The organism is Lysinibacillus sp. OF-1, assembly GCF_028356935.1.
In the GTDB taxonomy this organism is placed as follows: domain Bacteria; phylum Bacillota; class Bacilli; order Bacillales_A; family Planococcaceae; genus Lysinibacillus; species Lysinibacillus fusiformis_D.
The window spans coordinates 4057621-4073833 of sequence record NZ_CP102798.1 but is presented as its reverse complement, the minus strand read 5'-3'; the positions used below and the strand labels follow the sequence as shown (position 1 = coordinate 4073833).

Annotated in this window: 15 protein-coding genes; 10 read left to right on the top strand and 5 right to left on the bottom strand. The window is 37.4% G+C overall.

Going from position 1 to position 16213, the window contains the following annotated elements; genetic code table 11:
• Positions 1 to 79: 79 nt before the first annotated feature.
• Positions 80 to 259, bottom strand: coding sequence for a hypothetical protein (locus NV349_RS20005; protein WP_036123441.1), 180 nt, complete (start codon positions 257 to 259; stop codon positions 80 to 82).
• 332 nt (positions 260 to 591) lie between these two features.
• Between NV349_RS20005 and NV349_RS20000 the strand changes: the two genes are divergently transcribed.
• From NV349_RS20000 to glpK, 4 genes are all read left to right on the top strand, one after another.
• The gene (locus NV349_RS20000; RefSeq protein WP_089934633.1) at positions 592 to 2235 is read left to right on the top strand and encodes a glycerol-3-phosphate dehydrogenase/oxidase; all 1644 of its coding nucleotides are present in this window, start codon (positions 592 to 594) and stop codon (positions 2233 to 2235) included.
• A 67-nt stretch (positions 2236 to 2302) separates the two neighbouring features.
• Complete coding sequence (locus tag NV349_RS19995; protein ID WP_271911023.1) at positions 2303 to 2860, top strand: glycerol-3-phosphate responsive antiterminator; 558 nt, start codon at positions 2303 to 2305, stop codon at positions 2858 to 2860.
• 162 nt (positions 2861 to 3022) lie between these two features.
• Positions 3023 to 3826 (top strand): MIP/aquaporin family protein, encoded by an 804-nt coding sequence (locus NV349_RS19990; RefSeq protein WP_036123422.1) that lies wholly within the window; start codon positions 3023 to 3025, stop codon positions 3824 to 3826.
• A gap of 19 nt (positions 3827 to 3845) precedes the next feature.
• Positions 3846 to 5342, top strand: a complete 1497-nt coding sequence (glpK, locus tag NV349_RS19985; RefSeq protein WP_058844190.1) for a glycerol kinase GlpK — start codon at positions 3846 to 3848, stop codon at positions 5340 to 5342.
• A gap of 73 nt (positions 5343 to 5415) precedes the next feature.
• Here glpK and NV349_RS19980 read toward each other — a convergent pair whose 3' ends face one another.
• A complete protein-coding gene (locus tag NV349_RS19980; RefSeq protein WP_157492969.1) occupies positions 5416 to 5571 on the bottom strand; it encodes a hypothetical protein in 156 nt (51 codons plus the stop codon).
• Between the two features lie 180 nt (positions 5572 to 5751).
• On the opposite strand from NV349_RS19980, the gene NV349_RS19975 reads away from it, so the two are divergent.
• Together NV349_RS19975 and NV349_RS19970 are read left to right on the top strand one after the other, a co-directional pair.
• On the top strand, positions 5752 to 7113 hold the full coding sequence (locus NV349_RS19975) for a trypsin-like peptidase domain-containing protein (protein ID WP_271911020.1): 1362 nt from the start codon (positions 5752 to 5754) through the stop codon (positions 7111 to 7113).
• A 302-nt stretch (positions 7114 to 7415) separates the two neighbouring features.
• Complete coding sequence (locus tag NV349_RS19970; RefSeq protein WP_141905453.1) at positions 7416 to 8612, top strand: MFS transporter; 1197 nt, start codon at positions 7416 to 7418, stop codon at positions 8610 to 8612.
• Between the two features lie 74 nt (positions 8613 to 8686).
• On the opposite strand, the gene NV349_RS19965 is transcribed toward NV349_RS19970, so the two are convergent.
• The gene (locus tag NV349_RS19965) at positions 8687 to 8890 is read right to left on the bottom strand and encodes an alpha/beta-type small acid-soluble spore protein (RefSeq protein WP_004225662.1); all 204 of its coding nucleotides are present in this window, start codon (positions 8888 to 8890) and stop codon (positions 8687 to 8689) included.
• A 186-nt stretch (positions 8891 to 9076) separates the two neighbouring features.
• Between NV349_RS19965 and NV349_RS19960 the strand changes: the two genes are divergently transcribed.
• The 3 genes from NV349_RS19960 to NV349_RS19950 all read left to right on the top strand — a co-directional run bounded on the left by NV349_RS19960 (position 9077) and on the right by NV349_RS19950 (position 11094).
• A complete protein-coding gene (locus NV349_RS19960; protein ID WP_036123415.1) occupies positions 9077 to 9571 on the top strand; it encodes a YehS family protein in 495 nt (164 codons plus the stop codon).
• 141 nt (positions 9572 to 9712) lie between these two features.
• Entirely contained in the window at positions 9713 to 9907 is a 195-nt protein-coding gene (locus tag NV349_RS19955; protein WP_036123412.1) for a hypothetical protein, read from the top strand.
• A 512-nt stretch (positions 9908 to 10419) separates the two neighbouring features.
• A complete protein-coding gene (locus tag NV349_RS19950) occupies positions 10420 to 11094 on the top strand; it encodes a hypothetical protein (protein WP_036123410.1) in 675 nt (224 codons plus the stop codon).
• A gap of 56 nt (positions 11095 to 11150) precedes the next feature.
• Here the strand turns inward: NV349_RS19950 and NV349_RS19945 are convergent, their stop codons facing one another.
• Positions 11151 to 12845 carry a methyl-accepting chemotaxis protein gene (locus NV349_RS19945; protein ID WP_271911018.1) on the bottom strand — a complete coding sequence of 565 codons (1695 nt, stop codon included), beginning with the start codon at positions 12843 to 12845 and terminating at the stop codon, positions 11151 to 11153.
• A 265-nt stretch (positions 12846 to 13110) separates the two neighbouring features.
• A complete protein-coding gene (locus tag NV349_RS19940; protein WP_036123406.1) occupies positions 13111 to 14106 on the bottom strand; it encodes a M23 family metallopeptidase in 996 nt (331 codons plus the stop codon).
• Positions 14107 to 14308: 202 nt separating this feature from the next.
• Between NV349_RS19940 and NV349_RS19935 the strand changes: the two genes are divergently transcribed.
• Positions 14309 to 16204, top strand: coding sequence for a PrkA family serine protein kinase (locus NV349_RS19935; protein ID WP_036123495.1), 1896 nt, complete (start codon positions 14309 to 14311; stop codon positions 16202 to 16204).
• Positions 16205 to 16213: the final 9 nt, after the last annotated feature.

The window sequence follows — 16213 nt, the reverse complement described above, 5'->3', positions numbered from 1 at the left end:
ACTCTTGCTTTTTTTCTGGTATAAAGGCTACAAATGAATCTTCCTATTTATTTTAACCTTTATAAGCAAACAGCATTTTTTAGACAAAATCAAATACATCACCAATTAATCTCCCTATGCCTCTAAGTAACCAGAAAAGGACTCTAAAAGGCAAGAGAATGAGTTCAGGTATCCAAACGAGTACATCAAAAATGAAATCTAAAAATGTATAACCGCTGTGGTACTTCTTGCCTTTTCTTCTTTGCCACCAATCCTTCATAAATTCTCAATCCTTTTTAACCGTTACAATTTTTTAATATATTTACGATCAAATGTTTATTAAGTTTCAAATGAACAGTAGAGGCTATCATCTTTTGCTAAAAAACGTTTTTGTTTAGGCATGTGTAGCTACTTTCGTAGCGCATATTTCTTCACATAACAGTATACTGCTAAAACATAAACTTGCCTTTTTTGAATGTGCATATTACAATAAAAAGTAAGTTAATAGCAGGTTTGAGTAACTGAGAGACCATTGAAAACGTATGTACCTAGCGTACATATGCTTTTGATGGTCTTTTTTTATCTTTAAAATGATGAGGGAGGAAATAAAATATGAGTACAGCTTCTGCGATACAACGACAACAAACAATGGAGGAACTACAAGGCAGGGAGTATGATTTATTAGTAATTGGTGGGGGCATTACAGGATGTGGTATTGCACTAGATGCTATTGCTCGCGGTCTTTCTGTAGCATTAGTGGAAATGCAGGATTTTGCAGCAGGTACCTCTAGCCGTTCGACAAAATTAGTACATGGTGGTTTACGCTATTTAAAGCAATTTGAAATAAAAGAGGTAGCAGAGTTAGGAAAGGAACGTGCCATTGTTTATGAAAATGGTCCACATGTGACAACACCTGTTTGGATGCTGTTACCTTTTCATAAGGGCGGGACATTTGGAAAATACTCTACAAATCTTGGCTTGCGTGTCTATGATTTTTTAGCAGGAGTCAGACGTGCTGAGCGTCGTTATATGTTAAATGCAGTTGAAACCGTTGAGAAGGAGCCATTAGTGAAAACAAAGGGATTACTTGGCGGTGGTATGTATGTGGAATACCGTACGGATGATGCTCGTTTAACGATTGAGGTAGCGAAGGCAGCGATTGAAAAAGGTGCAACATTAATTAATTATATGAAAGCCGAAAACTTCTTATATAATGAACAGCGAAAAATCAATGGCATTGTAGCAAAGGATTTAATAACAGACCGTACAATCGATATTCGTGCAAAGGCAGTGGTTAATGCTGCTGGTCCATGGGTGGATGATGTGCGCACAATTGAAGGGAAGCAGGCAGGTAAGCATTTAATTTTATCAAAAGGTGTGCATATTGTTTTTGATGAATCAAAGTTCCCATTAAAACAAGCTGTTTATTTTGATACACCTGATGGTCGCATGGTATTTGCCATTCCTCGTCAAGGTAAGACCTATGTAGGAACAACAGATACATTTTATGAGGGCGATGCTCGTAATATGGATATTTATCAAGAGGATCGCGATTATATAATGAACGCGATTCGTTATATGTTCCCAAATGTAAAGGTGACAGATGCGGATATTGAATCAAGCTGGGCAGGTGTGCGTCCGTTGATTCATGAGGACGGAAAAAATCCGTCTGAAATTTCTCGTAAGGATGAAGTGTGGGTATCACCATCAGGACTTGTAACAATTGCAGGTGGGAAATTAACAGGCTACCGTAAAATGGCTGAAACGGTATTAAATACGATTGCACAGGAACTAGAGCAACAATTTGGCATTCAATCTTCTCCATGTACAACAAAGAAAATACCAATTTCTGGTGGTGATATTGGCGGTTCAAAGAAATTATATGCCTTCTTACATGACCATACAAGATTAGGCAAAAAATTAGGCTTATCCGAAGAAGAGGCTAAATTTTTAACACAGCATTATGGTAGCAATGTAGATATTGTCTTTAACTATGTTAAGGAAGGACATCCAGTTTTACCATCATGGCTGTATGCACAATTAATGTATGGTATTCATCATGAATTGGTCGTTCATCCGAATGACTTTATGGTTCGCCGTACAGGATATATGTTCTTCCAAATGGCCATTGTTAAACAATATAAAGAGGCTATTTTAGATGAAATGGCTAAGCAACTCAACTGGACAGCACAGCAACGTACACAATATGAAGAAGATGTTAAGAAAGAAATAAAACGAGCGACAACTGCGCTATAATGAGGTAGTTACTCTCATAATATAAGGTGAGCATTTACCCTGTATTATAAGGGAAGGAGAGAATGGTATGCATTTTGATAATCAACAGGTAATTCCTGCAGCGCGTACTGTTAAGCAGTTTGACGAAATAATAGCAAGTCCATTCACTTATATTGTCCTCTTGGAGGTGCATATTAGCTTATTGATGTCTTTAAAGCGTGAGGCACATCGGCATGGAAAAAAATTAATTATTCATGCTGATTTAATTCATGGCTTAAAAACGGATAATTTTGCAGCGGACTTTTTATGTAATGATGTTCGTCCCGCTGGTATTATTTCAACTCGTTCCAATATGCTAATGAAAGCCAAAGCTCGTGGAATTATGGCTATTCAACGTGTGTTTTTGATTGATACGATTGCTCTTGAAAAAAGTTATTCGATGATTGAAACAGCACAGCCTGATTATATTGAACTATTACCAGGCATTATTCCGTCTATGATTCAAGAAATCTATGAGCGGACACAAATCCCTGTTATTACAGGTGGCTTAGTGCGTACAGTGGACAATATTGAAGAAGCGTTAACTGGGGGCGCTATCGCCGTTACAACATCTAATAAGAGATTATGGGAAAATTTCAATAAATAGTTGACTCTGTATGTTTTTTTCTCTAAAATGAACTTAAGTTCATAAGCGCGTGGTTAGGAAAAGGAACCCACATTTGTTCATCTACATGTTTTAATGTAGTTTGATTAAATGTGGGTTCCTTTTTGTTTTCTATGGGCTATTATCACAAAGGGGGACCTCACTATGTCTACGTTTACAGCTGAGCTGGTCGGCACAATGATTCTTATTTTATTTGGTGGCGGCGTTGTAGCTGGTACTGTGCTAAACAAATCGAAAGGCTTTGGTGGTGGATGGATTGTTATTACCTTTGCATGGGGACTTGCTGTTGCAATGGCAGCCTATGCAGTAGGGGGAATTAGCGGTGCTCATCTAAATCCTGCACTAACCATTGCTCTTGCCACGATTGGCAATTTCCCATGGGGAGATGTACCAGCATATATTGCAGCACAAATGATTGGTGCATTTTTAGGAGCAACGCTTGTTTACTTTATGTATTTACCACATTGGCAGGCAACAGCAGATGCAGATACAAAATTAGCGCCATTTTCCACAATGCCAGCTATTAAGCATCCTTTATCAAATCTACTATCTGAAATGATAGGAACATTTATTTTAGTATTAGGCATTTTAGCGTTAGGTACAAATACGATTACAGATGGTTTAAATCCATTTTTAGTTGGTCTATTAATTATTGTGATTGGGATGGCTTTAGGTGGCCCAACAGGCTATGCGATTAACCCTGCCCGCGATTTGGGTCCACGTATTGCCCATTTTATTTTGCCGATTTCAGGAAAAGGTGATTCTGGTTGGGGATATGCATGGATACCAGTTGTAGGTCCAATTATTGGTGGTACATTTGGTGCATTGTTTTTCCAACAAATATTTGAAGGGAAAAATAGTATAGCATTTTGGATTGTTGCAGTGATTGTTGTTACTATTTTCATAGGGGCACAATTAACGGTTAAGAATGTTCAAGTTGAAGACTAATTTATTTGGAGGGATTTCTATGTCAGAAAAAAAATATATTTTAGCGTTAGACCAAGGCACAACAAGTTCAAGAGCTATTCTATTTGATGAAAAGGGTAAAATTGTACACACTGCCCAACAAGAATTCCAACAACATTTTCCACAAGCAGGCTGGGTAGAGCATCATGCAGAGGAAATTTGGTCATCTATCCTATCTTGTATTGCAACCGTGTTATCAGAAAAAGGTGTGGATTCAAGCCAAATTGCAGGGATTGGGATTACAAACCAACGCGAAACAACCGTAGTGTGGGATAAACATACTGGCAAACCTGTTTATAACGCAATTGTTTGGCAATCACGTCAAACGAATGAAATTTGTGAGCAGTTAAAGGAAAGCGGTTACAATGATTTATTCCGTGATAAAACAGGCTTATTAATCGATGCTTACTTCTCTGGCACAAAAGTGAAGTGGATTTTAGATCATGTTGAGGGAGCACGTGAAAAAGCTGAGGCAGGAGAATTGCTATTCGGTACAATTGATACATGGCTCATTTGGAAGTTATCGGGTGGGAAAGTACATGTAACAGATTATTCAAATGCTTCTCGTACATTGATGTATAATATCCATGAGTTACAGTGGGATGAAGAACTTTTAGAAATTTTAACTGTTCCTGCCTCTATGCTGCCAGAAGTACGTCCTTCTTCTGAAATTTATGGCTATACAGAGGAGGCTTTATTCTTTGGCTCTGCTGTCCCAATTGCGGGTGCTGCTGGTGACCAACAAGCAGCATTATTCGGTCAGGCATGTTTTGAAGAAGGAATGGTCAAGAACACATATGGCACAGGCTGCTTTATGTTAATGAACACAGGCGAAAAGGCAGTGAAGTCAAATAATGGATTATTGACAACATTAGCTTGGGGCTTAGATGGTAAAGTAACGTATGCTTTAGAGGGCAGTATTTTTGTAGCAGGCTCAGCGATTCAATGGCTACGTGATGGTTTGCGTATGTTCCGTAATGCGAGTGAATCAGAGCAATATGCGACGCGTGTGGAGTCAACAGATGGAGTTTATGTTGTCCCAGCATTTGTTGGTTTAGGCACACCGTATTGGGATTCTGATGTACGAGGAGCTGTCTTTGGCTTAACACGTGGGACATCGAAGGAACATTTTGTACGTGCGACACTAGAATCATTAGCTTATCAAACAAAGGATGTATTAGCAGCGATGGAAGCAGATGCTAATATTCCGTTAGCAAAATTGCGTGTAGATGGCGGAGCTGTGGCAAATAATTTCTTAATGCAATTCCAAGCAGATTTATTAAATGTCCCTGTTGATCGCCCAGTTATCAATGAAACAACAGCTTTAGGTGCTGCCTATTTAGCAGGCTTAGCAGTTGGCTATTGGCATTCAACAGAGGAGATCGGTAAGTATTGGAATTTAGATCGTCAATTTACACCAAATATGAGTGACGAGTATCGTGACAATATTTATGCAGGCTGGAAAAAGGCTGTTGCCGCAGCGCAAGTATTTAAGTAAGCAAACCATTTGAGAGGCTGGGGTATAACTAGCTTCAATTAATGAGAAATCCGAATTCGGATTTCTCTATTTTTTATGTTGTCTCCAGATAGCTCGTAACGAATGTCCAATGAGTCCTCAAATTTTCGATCATTTGAGCGAGGACTTTCAATGCTAATTCCTTTTCATTTTCTTCTGGTATGATTTCTTTTTCAAGCAGCTCTTCGTATAGCTGTTTTGCCATTTGCATTAGCTATTACTTCTGATAAGTATTTTTGTCTGTTTTTATTTAAGAAAGGTGAAGAAAACGTCCAATTCTTTATAGAGTTGGGCTTTTTTGTTCGTAAGGAATAGAGGATTTAGAGAGAAATCAGAGAATTGTATATAAGTACCATTATATGTAATGACGTTTTATAGGAGTTGTATGAAGATGGTTGTGACAACGAGACCGTTAAAAATTAAGTATAAAAAGTTAGCCAATCCTTTTCAGGAGTTTATGCAGATCAATCCTCACAATAATGCCCTTACGAAGGAAGTGGTCTTTCTACGTTATATTGGTATACCTGATTCTGTAGATCTTTATAAAGAAGATATTTTAAAAATGGATGAGTATTTCACAAAGCAAAGCGTATTTTATTTACGACTACATAGGCTTGAGGTCATCAATAATAAGAAAGATGCAGATAGACTGTCGGAGCTTTGGGGAGATTGGCAGGCTGCTGCTGATAGTATGCAGTTACTGTATGAGACATCTTTATGCGGTAAATTACCGAATGATCAACTTGAATGGACAAAAAAGCTTAGCTTTAAAAAAATTCTCCATCTTTTTAAAGAACATCAGCCGCATGCTAATGACACGTTACTAAAAAACTTTGCAGTTAAATTTTTATATTGGATGGATTATTATTTACCACAAATTTTTTCTAAGGAAAATCAAGCATCCTTTAAAATTGTTTTTATAGGAGACATTACGCAGCATGAATCATTATTCTTATATTTTTTATCGACACTTGGCTGCGATATATGTTATATGAACCCTAAAGGGGATATCACTAATTTGTATCCTATCATAGCAGCATCATCTACTTTGCAGAGTTGTCGTAATTGCTATGAAAAAGAATTCATAATCCCTAAAATGCTCTCGATGAAAAGCATACCACCACAACAACCGACGATTCTCCCAGTTCATAGTACTAGTATGGTTACTACAGAAGAGTGTAGTTATGAACAGTTGGCTTCTTTAGCGACGTCTGTTGTGATGATAAAGACATTTGGTGCAGATGGTAAGGTGTTATGTTTTGGTTCTGGAGTTGTTCTCCATCGCGATGGCTATATTTTGACGAACTTGCATGTTGTAGGTGGTGGGAACTATTATTCAGTGCTATATGAAAATGATCCAAACGAATATATTACCCATCAATTTGTGAAATATCATGACATGCATGATTTGGCTATTTTGAAGGTAGACAGAACAAGTCTACCTTTGCCTGTTAAAATAGAGGGTCAATTAGTTCGCGGGCAAAAAATTGTGGCGATTGGCAGTCCCTTAGGATTATTTAATTCGGTTTCTGATGGAATTGTTTCAGGCTTTCGAGATCTTCGAAAAATGTCTATGATTCAATTTACGGCTGCTATTTCCAATGGCAGTTCTGGTGGTGCTTTATTGGATATGCATGGACGATTGGTCGGTTTGATAACAGCAGGCTTTGATGATGGTCAGAATCTGAACTTAGCTGTACCAGCTCATTTGATTTATCAATTTGCCCAAAACTTTATTGAAGTATCAGGCTAATTTCCACTATTCAACCATTGCTTTTTCATTCGTAATCTTATAGAATGTAGAACGGTATAAATGAACGATATATAAATCCTTTAATACGGTCCAGAGAGGCTGAAAAGGGCTATGTGATATTTTTAAGCTAATATCTTTGCTTTGTCATGCCCTTTTGTCCTCTGTGACGGAAGGGCTTTTATTATTGTTCCATACTCCTCTTTTAAAGGAAGTCCCGTGAGGCTTCAAAAGAGAATGGACAAGACAGCTATAATCCATTCACTAAAAGAGATCGACAACTAGAAAATTGGAGGCTACAAAGAATGGATTATCGTAAAAAAACCGTGGTCGCTTCAGTGGCAGGGTTAACGCTAGAGGGAATGGACATTATGTTTATTTCTTTTGCTATGACAATGATTATTGCAGAATTTAATATTGATCTTGCAACTGGTGGATTGATTTCATCCATCACGAATATTGGAATGCTGATGGGTGGTATTATTTTTGGTGTGTTGGCCGACAAATATGGTCGCGTAAAAGTGTTTACGTATACCGTCATATTATTTGCCATCGGAACAGCCTTAACAGGCGTAGCAACAAGTATTGAGCAAGTTTATGTTTATAGATTTATCGCTGGCTTAGGAGCTGGTGGGGAATATGGTATTGGTATGGCACTTGTGGCGGAGGCTTGGCCGAAGAATAAACAAGGAAGAGCTTCTTCGTATGTAAGTGTAGGGGCACAGTATGGGGTGATCTTAGCGGCATTACTAAGTGCCATCATTTTACCAACTTTAGGATGGAGAGCTTTATTCTTCGTCGGTTTATTACCAGTCATTTTTGCCTTTATCGTACGTAAAAATCTTGATGAATCACCAGAATGGGTGGCGTCACAGAATAAACAAAACAATAAGCAAGAGAAAGGGAAACTGGCCCAATTATTTGCTTCACCACGAATCACGATGACGACTCTTTCGCTGATTTTAATGGCTACTGTTCAAATCGCAGGCTATAATGGCCTCATGATTTGGCTACCATCTATGCTACAAAAATCGCAAGGATTATCAGTTTCCAGCTCAGCCTTGTGGACAATTAGTACCGCTGTCGGCATGATTATTGGAATGCTGACATTTGGTAGATTTATGGATCGTTTTGGTGCAAAGCGTACATTCGGTATCTTTTTATTAGCCTCAGCCTGTGCAGTATTCCTTTATTCCTTTGCAACAGGTGCAGTAGCCATATTATTAGGCGGTGCAGTTGTAGGATTTTTCTCTAACGGAATGTTTGCAGGGTATGGTGCATTAATTAGTAGCTTCTATCCAGTCCAAATTCGCAGTACAGCAACAAATACTATTTTTAACTTTGGTCGAGCAATAGGAGGATTTTCACCAATCTTTGTCGGCTATATTTTACAAAGTTATGATATGACAGTCGTTATGATTTACTTAGCAGCATTGTATTGCATTTCCTTTATCGTCATGCTGACACTTCAGGGAACAGGCAAGGGTTTGCAAACGGCTTAATCCTATACATCACGAAAGAACGAATTCCACTTCTTCAAATGGGATTCGTTCTTTTCTTATTAGTTTTTATTTAATTATAATAAACCTTTTGAACGTTTCTCAGCGATTTCAACAAGGCGTTTTGTAATTTCTCCTCCAACGGAACCATTTGCGCGAGAAGATGCTTCTGGCCCAAGCTGAACGCCAAATTCTTGTGCAATTTCATATTTCATTTGATTGACAGCTTCGTGTACGCCAGGTACTAGAAGCTTATTTGAACTACGGTTATTGTTAGCCATTGTTCTCACCTCCTTGAGCTTAGAATGGTTGCTTACCAACTTTTCATACATTTAAAAAGAAGGAAACGCACACGCTAAATGCTAATAACAACAACTTGTGGAAAGCCAGCAATAATCAGCAAACTCTCTGTTATAATTAAGCCTGGCTCTTTACTATAGAAGGTTGATTAAAGGAGGAACAACAGAATGACGAATAATGATATTTTAATTCGTTTACGCTATGCATTCGATATAAAAAATGTAGATATGGTGGAAATTTTTAAGCTAGGTGGTATGAACTATACGAAAGAAGAAGTATTAAATATGCTCATTAAGATTAATGATGAGGAAGAAGCACCAGAAACATACATTAGTTGTAATAATAAAATGTTGGAAGCTTTTTTAAATGGACTCATTACCTTTAAACGTGGGCCACAGAAGCCAAAGGAAGGACAGGCTGAGGGACCACTACCTGTGTCTGGAAAAGAAAGTCCGAACAATATGCTATTAAAGAAAGTGAAAATTGCCTTATCCTTAACAACTGAGGAGATGCTTGAAATTTTATATGATGGTGGAATTAAGGTGACAAAAGGTGAATTAGGTGCCATTTTAAGAAATCCAAGTCACCGTAATTATAAAGAGTGCGGTGATTCGTTCGTACGTAATTTTTTAAGGGGCTTAACATATAAATATAGAGGGTAACAGACAGATGTTTTAAATCATAAAGTACCATTTTTTTCTTTAAAATTCGTTGACAATTTGTGACGAAATTGTGTACAATAAATTTATCACAAATTGTTCACAAAAAAGATGAAAAATGTTCACAAACAAAGGGGTGCTTGTATGATTTATTTTGACATCTTATTAGTAGCTATTGCATGCGTTACAATGCCTTTTATTGTTGCAGTTATGCTAGATATTTTTTATGCAGAACGAAAAAAAGTTCGTTTTTCATTACGTCGTACTTCATTATGGTATATCGCTATGTTTGCACTATCGTTTATACCATCCGTTTTACTTGTCACACAAAACGTATAATGCAATCAAACACTTAGGGGTAAGTGGAATGAAATAGGCAGCTACAACTCGCATTGAGGTCGTAGCTGTTTTTTTATGTTGATATGACAAAATGATTTTATACCGAAATGGAAAGGTTCAATAAATGACATGGTGAATGAAAACTTCACAATGATGTATTCTCAAGTAAATAAACACTAATTAAAGATGCATTCAATAGTCTAAAATACGCAGTATGATTATTGCTGGTATGATTGTTATTGGGATTAGCCGGATTCCGGGAATGTTAGGGGAAGCTTTCAAGTCAATTTATAACGGGTATCACGATTGTCGTGGTGAGCTTACTTGTACTACCATCACAACATGTCCTTGGTGCAAGCAGTAAAGAAAAATTAAACTATGGAGAGCACGAGGTCATTGAATTTCAATGGATTCGTGTTTTTTATTAGAATGAAAAGCTAGAGTCGAGAATAAAATTGCTAGTACATCAACCTATTTTTTCTAGCAATTATCTTGATAAAGGCGGGGTCTGAATGAAAAATATTTTCTTCATTTTATTAGGGATTGTCTATCTTTTTCTAGCAAATGCAATTGAATTAGCCATCATTAAGCCATTATTTTTTTTAATAGGACTTGCTTTAGTCAGTATTGGTAGCATTCGATATATAAAAGAACGTTATATTGCTGCACAAACTTTGGTACAAATGACGGAAGCTAGTGAAGAAGAGATAATGGCTATTCCTCATACCCAATGTACATTATCCAATGATGCTTTAAATGCTTTATTGTTAAATGAACAGACAAATACGCTTATTTTTGCACGAAGAGAATCGCTAGATGAAGAGTTGACAATAATAGAGATTCCATTTAACAAAATATATGAAGTGGCCATCATGGAAGACGAAGAGTTTATGATTAGAACAAAGAATCACCTTATGAGTGGGTCTTTACTTGGGGAAGCGGATGAAATAGAGGAAGTGGAGGTGGAGGAAGATACCATTTCACAGCTTTCTTTAAAATTAGTGGTGGATCATTTATCAGAGCCAATTCAAGAATATATGTTTATGGATAATGGTGAAGAGCCAATTTCAAAAGAGGAAGAGGACTACAAGGAAGCTATGGAGCTTTGTGAGAAATGGTTTCAAAAGATAAGCGTAATTATCAAACGTCATGAATTGGAAAGAGTTCCGATCAATCATTGGCAATAATCGAAAAAGCTATCTCGAATTAGAAAAATTTGAGATAGCTTTTGTTGTGTAGTTCGTTAAATTTTAAATTGCTGTAGTTGGGTGTTTAGTTCTTCAGCCATTCCTGCGAGTTGATTTGCACTTCTAGCGATTTCATCCATTGTAGCGGCGGTTTCCTCTACAGTTGCTGTTGTTTGTTCAACACCGGCGGCGGATTCCTGTGAAATAGAAGCCATGTCATCTATAGAGACATTAATGGTTTCTGAATTTTGAGCAAGATGATGTAAATTAGTAGAAATGGTCGTAATATTCTCGATCATATCCTCTACTGCATTTGATATTTGATCAAATGTTTCGTTTGTTTGATCGAGCTGTGCGGTTCCTCTTTTAACTTCTTCATAGCCTGATTGTAGGGCAGAAGTGACATTGCCTGTCTCACCTTGAATACGATGGACGATTGTTGAAATATCCGTGACAGAGAATTGCACTTGTTCAGCGAGCTTGCGGACTTCATCTGCGACAACGGCAAAGCCTTTTCCGTGTTCACCCGCTCGTGCTGCTTCAATCGCTGCATTGAGTGCGAGTAAATTTGTTTGATTTGAAATCTCGTCTATAACTGACACAAGCTTGGAAATTTCGGCGGACTGTTCATTCAAACTTTCAACCTTTTTCACGGAATCTAGCATAATGTCATTAATCGCAGCCATTTGTTTAGTCGATTGAACCATTAAGCCTTTACCAGAAACCGTTAAATTTTGGACATGGCTAGAATGTTCTTTTAATTCAATGCCTTCTTGTGTTGTGTCGTGAATACTGCGCTTAAAGGCTGTCATTGTTTCTGCTAAATCACCCGTTGTGGACGCTTGTGTTTCTGTACCTGAAGCAAGCTCTTGCATGGTTACTGTAATTTGCTCTGTCCCTGCTTGTACTTCATTCGATGATTGAGCCAGCTCTTCACTACTTGCGGCCACTGTTTCTGAAACGCTGTAGATGGAATGAATCGTTTGTTTTAATTTATTGTTCATTTCATTAGCAGCAAGCATTAACGTGCCGATTTCATCTCGTGTTTTCACTGCTAATGGCTCCAGTTGCAAATTACCATCTGCTAATTCTTTCATACGATTCGCTACAACTTTAACCGGTCTGGAAATGGTACTAGCTGTAATAATAGCAATTAGAATACCAGCTATAGTTAAAATTAAACTGAAAGCAATCCCGATTGTTCGATTTTGAGAGCTTGTTGAAACAACATCATTACCAACGGACGTAATCGCATCGGCACGTTCATCCGCAAGTTCCTCATAACCATTGCGTACTTTTGTCACGAGGGCATGTGTATCCATTAAATTTTCTAAAGCTAACTCTTTATTGCCCTTTTCGTAGATATCAAACACCTCAGTGTTGACAAGATTACTCCAATCACGTGCTATTTCTACTAGCAGAGTACGTTCATCTGATGTTTCATATTCGTCTAGAATAGCATTGTTTTCCTCAGCCATTTGACGATATTCATTAAACGTTTCCTTATATTTTTCATCACCAGTCATTACATAGTTTAAAGCTGCTGATAGTCGCACACTCATAGATAATGCTAAATTTTTACTGGCATTTAAAACAACTAGATCTTCCTTTACTAAACCTTTTGCCTGTCTCTCCATATTTGTATTGGAATTGTAAGTATAGGTTGTAAAGCTCACTACTAAAACTAACAAAAAAATAAATGCACTTAAAATTCGAGCTTTAAGTGTTTTAAACTGTAAAATGCCTTTCATTTCCCCATCCCTTTACTATCTCATTGAGAATTTTATTCAATCATAATTATTATTTTATAACTATTTGTGTAGATTAATAAGGCTTTCGGTAAAAATAGTTAAAAATAGTTTTTTAGTACAACCGTATAATGGGTTCTGGGTTGCCTGTAGTTAAATATATATAGATGTCTAACGACTAATGAATATATTTGCGTATAATTTTCCTATATAATAAGAAAAAAGCACCTGTAGCAAAATGCTTCAAGTGCCATGTATTATAAAAGATCTATTGTTTTTGTTTTTTTGCTTGCCGCTCCCATTGCAATAATGAAGGGTATGGATCAAAAGCCCATTCGGTTCTTCCATTAAATTTGTAAATACCATAATGAAGATGAGGAGGGAATTTTCCTGATGTACCTTCTTTCCCATATCCAGAGCTTCCCACATAGCCAAGCACCGTGCCAGGCTCTACAACAGAGCCTACCTCAATGTCCTTATGATAGCTACCAAGGTGGGCATAATAGTGATAGGAGTTATGATTATCACGAATACCAATACGCCAGCCACCAAATTGATTCCAGCCTTTTACCTCAACAATTCCATAGGAGGTAGATAAGACAGGGGTTCCATAACTTGCAAAAATATCGGTTCCTTCATGAATCCGACGTCCACCCCAGCCTCTATTGGCACCCCAAGTACCCCTGTAACTGTAATTCGAGCGAATATTGAGAGGGAAGGTATGTGCATCCAGTTCAATTGTTTTAAAATGTCTGTACAGTGTGGAAATCGTAAAAATTTGATTGACTGCTTCTTCACTTCCATAATATTCCCATAATGCTAATTTAAAATCCTCATCAGTCGTGCCGAATTTTCCTAAATAACTAGCCATTGAAAAAATGACATCCTCATCATCCTTTGGACTAGCGATTCCATCATGATTCCCATCAAGGCCCATACCACCGAAATAGCTAATCGTCTCAGGTGAGGTATCTTCCTTTACAGGATTTAATGCGCCTGACCAATATTCATCAGAAAATTGGATAGCCAAATAGCCTTCTCGTTTAGGGATATCTTTACGAACAGATTGGAGATTTCTTTCATACTGATCGATAGCCGCTAAAAAATGCCAAGGAATGAGTAATTCATCAAATTGTACATAATAGGACATACGCTGTTGTAAAGCTTCTTCTTCTGTTAGCTCCTCTTTTGCAAAAGAGGCAGTAGGGTACAGCATCATTCCTAAAAATAAAAATGTGAAAAGAAAAATAAAATGGCGATGCAATGATGGACCTCCTTTCTAACGTTAGAATAACCGAAATTTTTATCTTCATTCAGTAAGCTTAAACAGCCAATAAATCCGTAATCTTTTTATCCCTAAAAAAGAAATAATAAGAAGAAACGTCGTCAAAGAAAAAGTAATGGGTATCATCATGCGATTAACTTCATACTATGTTATAAATCAAGCCCTGAATGGAGGGAAGGCTATTAACATTTTAGATAAAGTGAAAAACTATCGCGAAGAAGAAAATAGGCTGAAGTGGGAAGGGACATTTGCAGATTATTTAAACATCATTAGGGAAAGACCTGAAGTTGCTCAAACAGCCCATTCACGCGTCTACAATATGATAAAAAGTTCTGGTGTAGAGGAACGCGATGGGCAAAAAATGTACAAATTTTTCGGACAAGAAATTTTTGGGCTTGAAACAGCAATTGAAAGACTGGTGGAGGAATATTTCCATCCAGCAGCGCGCAGGTTAGATGTTAGAAAACGTATTTTATTATTAATGGGACCTGTTAGTGGTGGTAAATCAACAATCGTTACTTTACTGAAGCGTGGATTAGAACAATATTCGCGCACAGATGAGGGTGCGGTTTACGCAATTAAGGGATGTCCTATGCATGAAGATCCATTACATTTAATTCCACATCATTTGCGTAATGAATTTTTTGAAGAGTATGGTATAAGAATTGAAGGAAGTTTATCGCCTTTAAATACGATGCGTCTTGAAAAGGAATACGATGGGCGTATTGAAAACGTGATGATTGAACGTATTACCTTTTCGGAAGATAAACGTGTGGGCATCGGAACATTTACACCATCAGATCCTAAATCACAGGATATTGCTGATTTAACAGGAAGTATTGATTTTTCTACTATTGGTGAGTTTGGTTCAGAATCAGATCCCCGAGCATATCGCTTCGATGGGGAACTCAATAAAGCCAATAGGGGTATGATGGAATTCCAGGAGATGCTGAAACTCGATGAGAAATTCTTGTGGAACTTATTATCTCTAACACAGGAAGGAAATTTCAAAGCGGGGAGATTCGCTTTAATTAGTGCAGATGAATTAATCGTTGCTCATACAAACGAAACGGAGTATCGCTCCTTTATTTCGAACAAGAAGAATGAGGCATTACATTCTCGAATTATCGTTATGCCGATACCGTATAACTTAAAAGTTAGTCAGGAAGAGCATATATATCAAAAGATGATAAAAGAGAGTGATATGTCCCACGTCCATATTGCACCGCATGCTTTAAAGGCCGCAGCAATCTTTTCGGTTCTCACTAGATTAGAAGTGCCGAAAAAACAAGGTGTGGATCTGATTAAGAAAATGCGCTTGTACGACGGAGAAAATGTGGAGGGATTTAATTCCGTTGACTTGGAGGAGCTGAAAAAAGAGTTTCCGAGCGAAGGGATGAACGGTATTGATCCACGCTATATCATTAACCGTATTTCTTCTGCTATTATTCGTAAAGAGGTGCCATCGATTAATGCATTAGATGTTTTACGGGCACTGAAGGATGGATTAGATCAGCATGCTTCTATTTCTCAAGAGGATCGCGAAAAATATATGAATTACATTGCGGTTGCACGTAAGGAATATGATGAAATTGCTAAAAATGAAGTACAAAAGGCTTTTGTGTACTCCTATGAAGAATCGGCAAAATCATTGATGAACAATTACCTTGATAATGTAGAGGCATTTTGTAATAAAAATAAGCTATACGATCGACTAACTGGTGAGGAAATGAATCCTGACGAAAAATTAATGCGCTCGATTGAGGAGCAAATTGGTATTTCAGAAAATGCTAAAAAGGCATTTCGTGAGGAAATTCTCATTCGTATTTCTGCTTATGCACGAAAAGGTAAACGATTTGACTACAACTCTCATGAAAGATTGCGAGAAGCGATTCAAAAGAAATTATTTGCGGACTTGAAAGATGTTGTGAAAATTACTACTTCTTCTAAAATGCCAGATGAATCTCAACTGAAGAAAATTAATGAGGTTGTTGCAAGACTAGTTGATGAACATGGCTATAACACAACATCGGCAAATGAGCTGCTGCAATATGTAGGAAGTCTACTCAATCGGTAATTAATTTTC

What these genes read in the sequence shown, in the direction of transcription:
- NV349_RS20005 (WP_036123441.1), bottom strand. Translation starts at nt 259, where the DNA reads ATGAAGGATTGGTGGCAAAGAAGAAAAGGCAAGAAGTACCACAGCGGT.
- NV349_RS20000 (WP_089934633.1), top strand. Translation starts at nt 592, where the DNA reads ATGAGTACAGCTTCTGCGATACAACGACAACAAACAATGGAGGAACTA.
- NV349_RS19995 (WP_271911023.1), top strand. Translation starts at nt 2,303, where the DNA reads ATGCATTTTGATAATCAACAGGTAATTCCTGCAGCGCGTACTGTTAAG.
- NV349_RS19990 (WP_036123422.1), top strand. Translation starts at nt 3,023, where the DNA reads ATGTCTACGTTTACAGCTGAGCTGGTCGGCACAATGATTCTTATTTTA.
- glpK (WP_058844190.1), top strand. Translation starts at nt 3,846, where the DNA reads ATGTCAGAAAAAAAATATATTTTAGCGTTAGACCAAGGCACAACAAGT.
- NV349_RS19980 (WP_157492969.1), bottom strand. Translation starts at nt 5,571, where the DNA reads ATGCAAATGGCAAAACAGCTATACGAAGAGCTGCTTGAAAAAGAAATC.
- NV349_RS19975 (WP_271911020.1), top strand. Translation starts at nt 5,752, where the DNA reads ATGGTTGTGACAACGAGACCGTTAAAAATTAAGTATAAAAAGTTAGCC.
- NV349_RS19970 (WP_141905453.1), top strand. Translation starts at nt 7,416, where the DNA reads ATGGATTATCGTAAAAAAACCGTGGTCGCTTCAGTGGCAGGGTTAACG.
- NV349_RS19965 (WP_004225662.1), bottom strand. Translation starts at nt 8,890, where the DNA reads ATGGCTAACAATAACCGTAGTTCAAATAAGCTTCTAGTACCTGGCGTA.
- NV349_RS19960 (WP_036123415.1), top strand. Translation starts at nt 9,077, where the DNA reads ATGACGAATAATGATATTTTAATTCGTTTACGCTATGCATTCGATATA.
- NV349_RS19955 (WP_036123412.1), top strand. Translation starts at nt 9,713, where the DNA reads ATGATTTATTTTGACATCTTATTAGTAGCTATTGCATGCGTTACAATG.
- NV349_RS19950 (WP_036123410.1), top strand. Translation starts at nt 10,420, where the DNA reads ATGAAAAATATTTTCTTCATTTTATTAGGGATTGTCTATCTTTTTCTA.
- NV349_RS19945 (WP_271911018.1), bottom strand. Translation starts at nt 12,845, where the DNA reads ATGAAAGGCATTTTACAGTTTAAAACACTTAAAGCTCGAATTTTAAGT.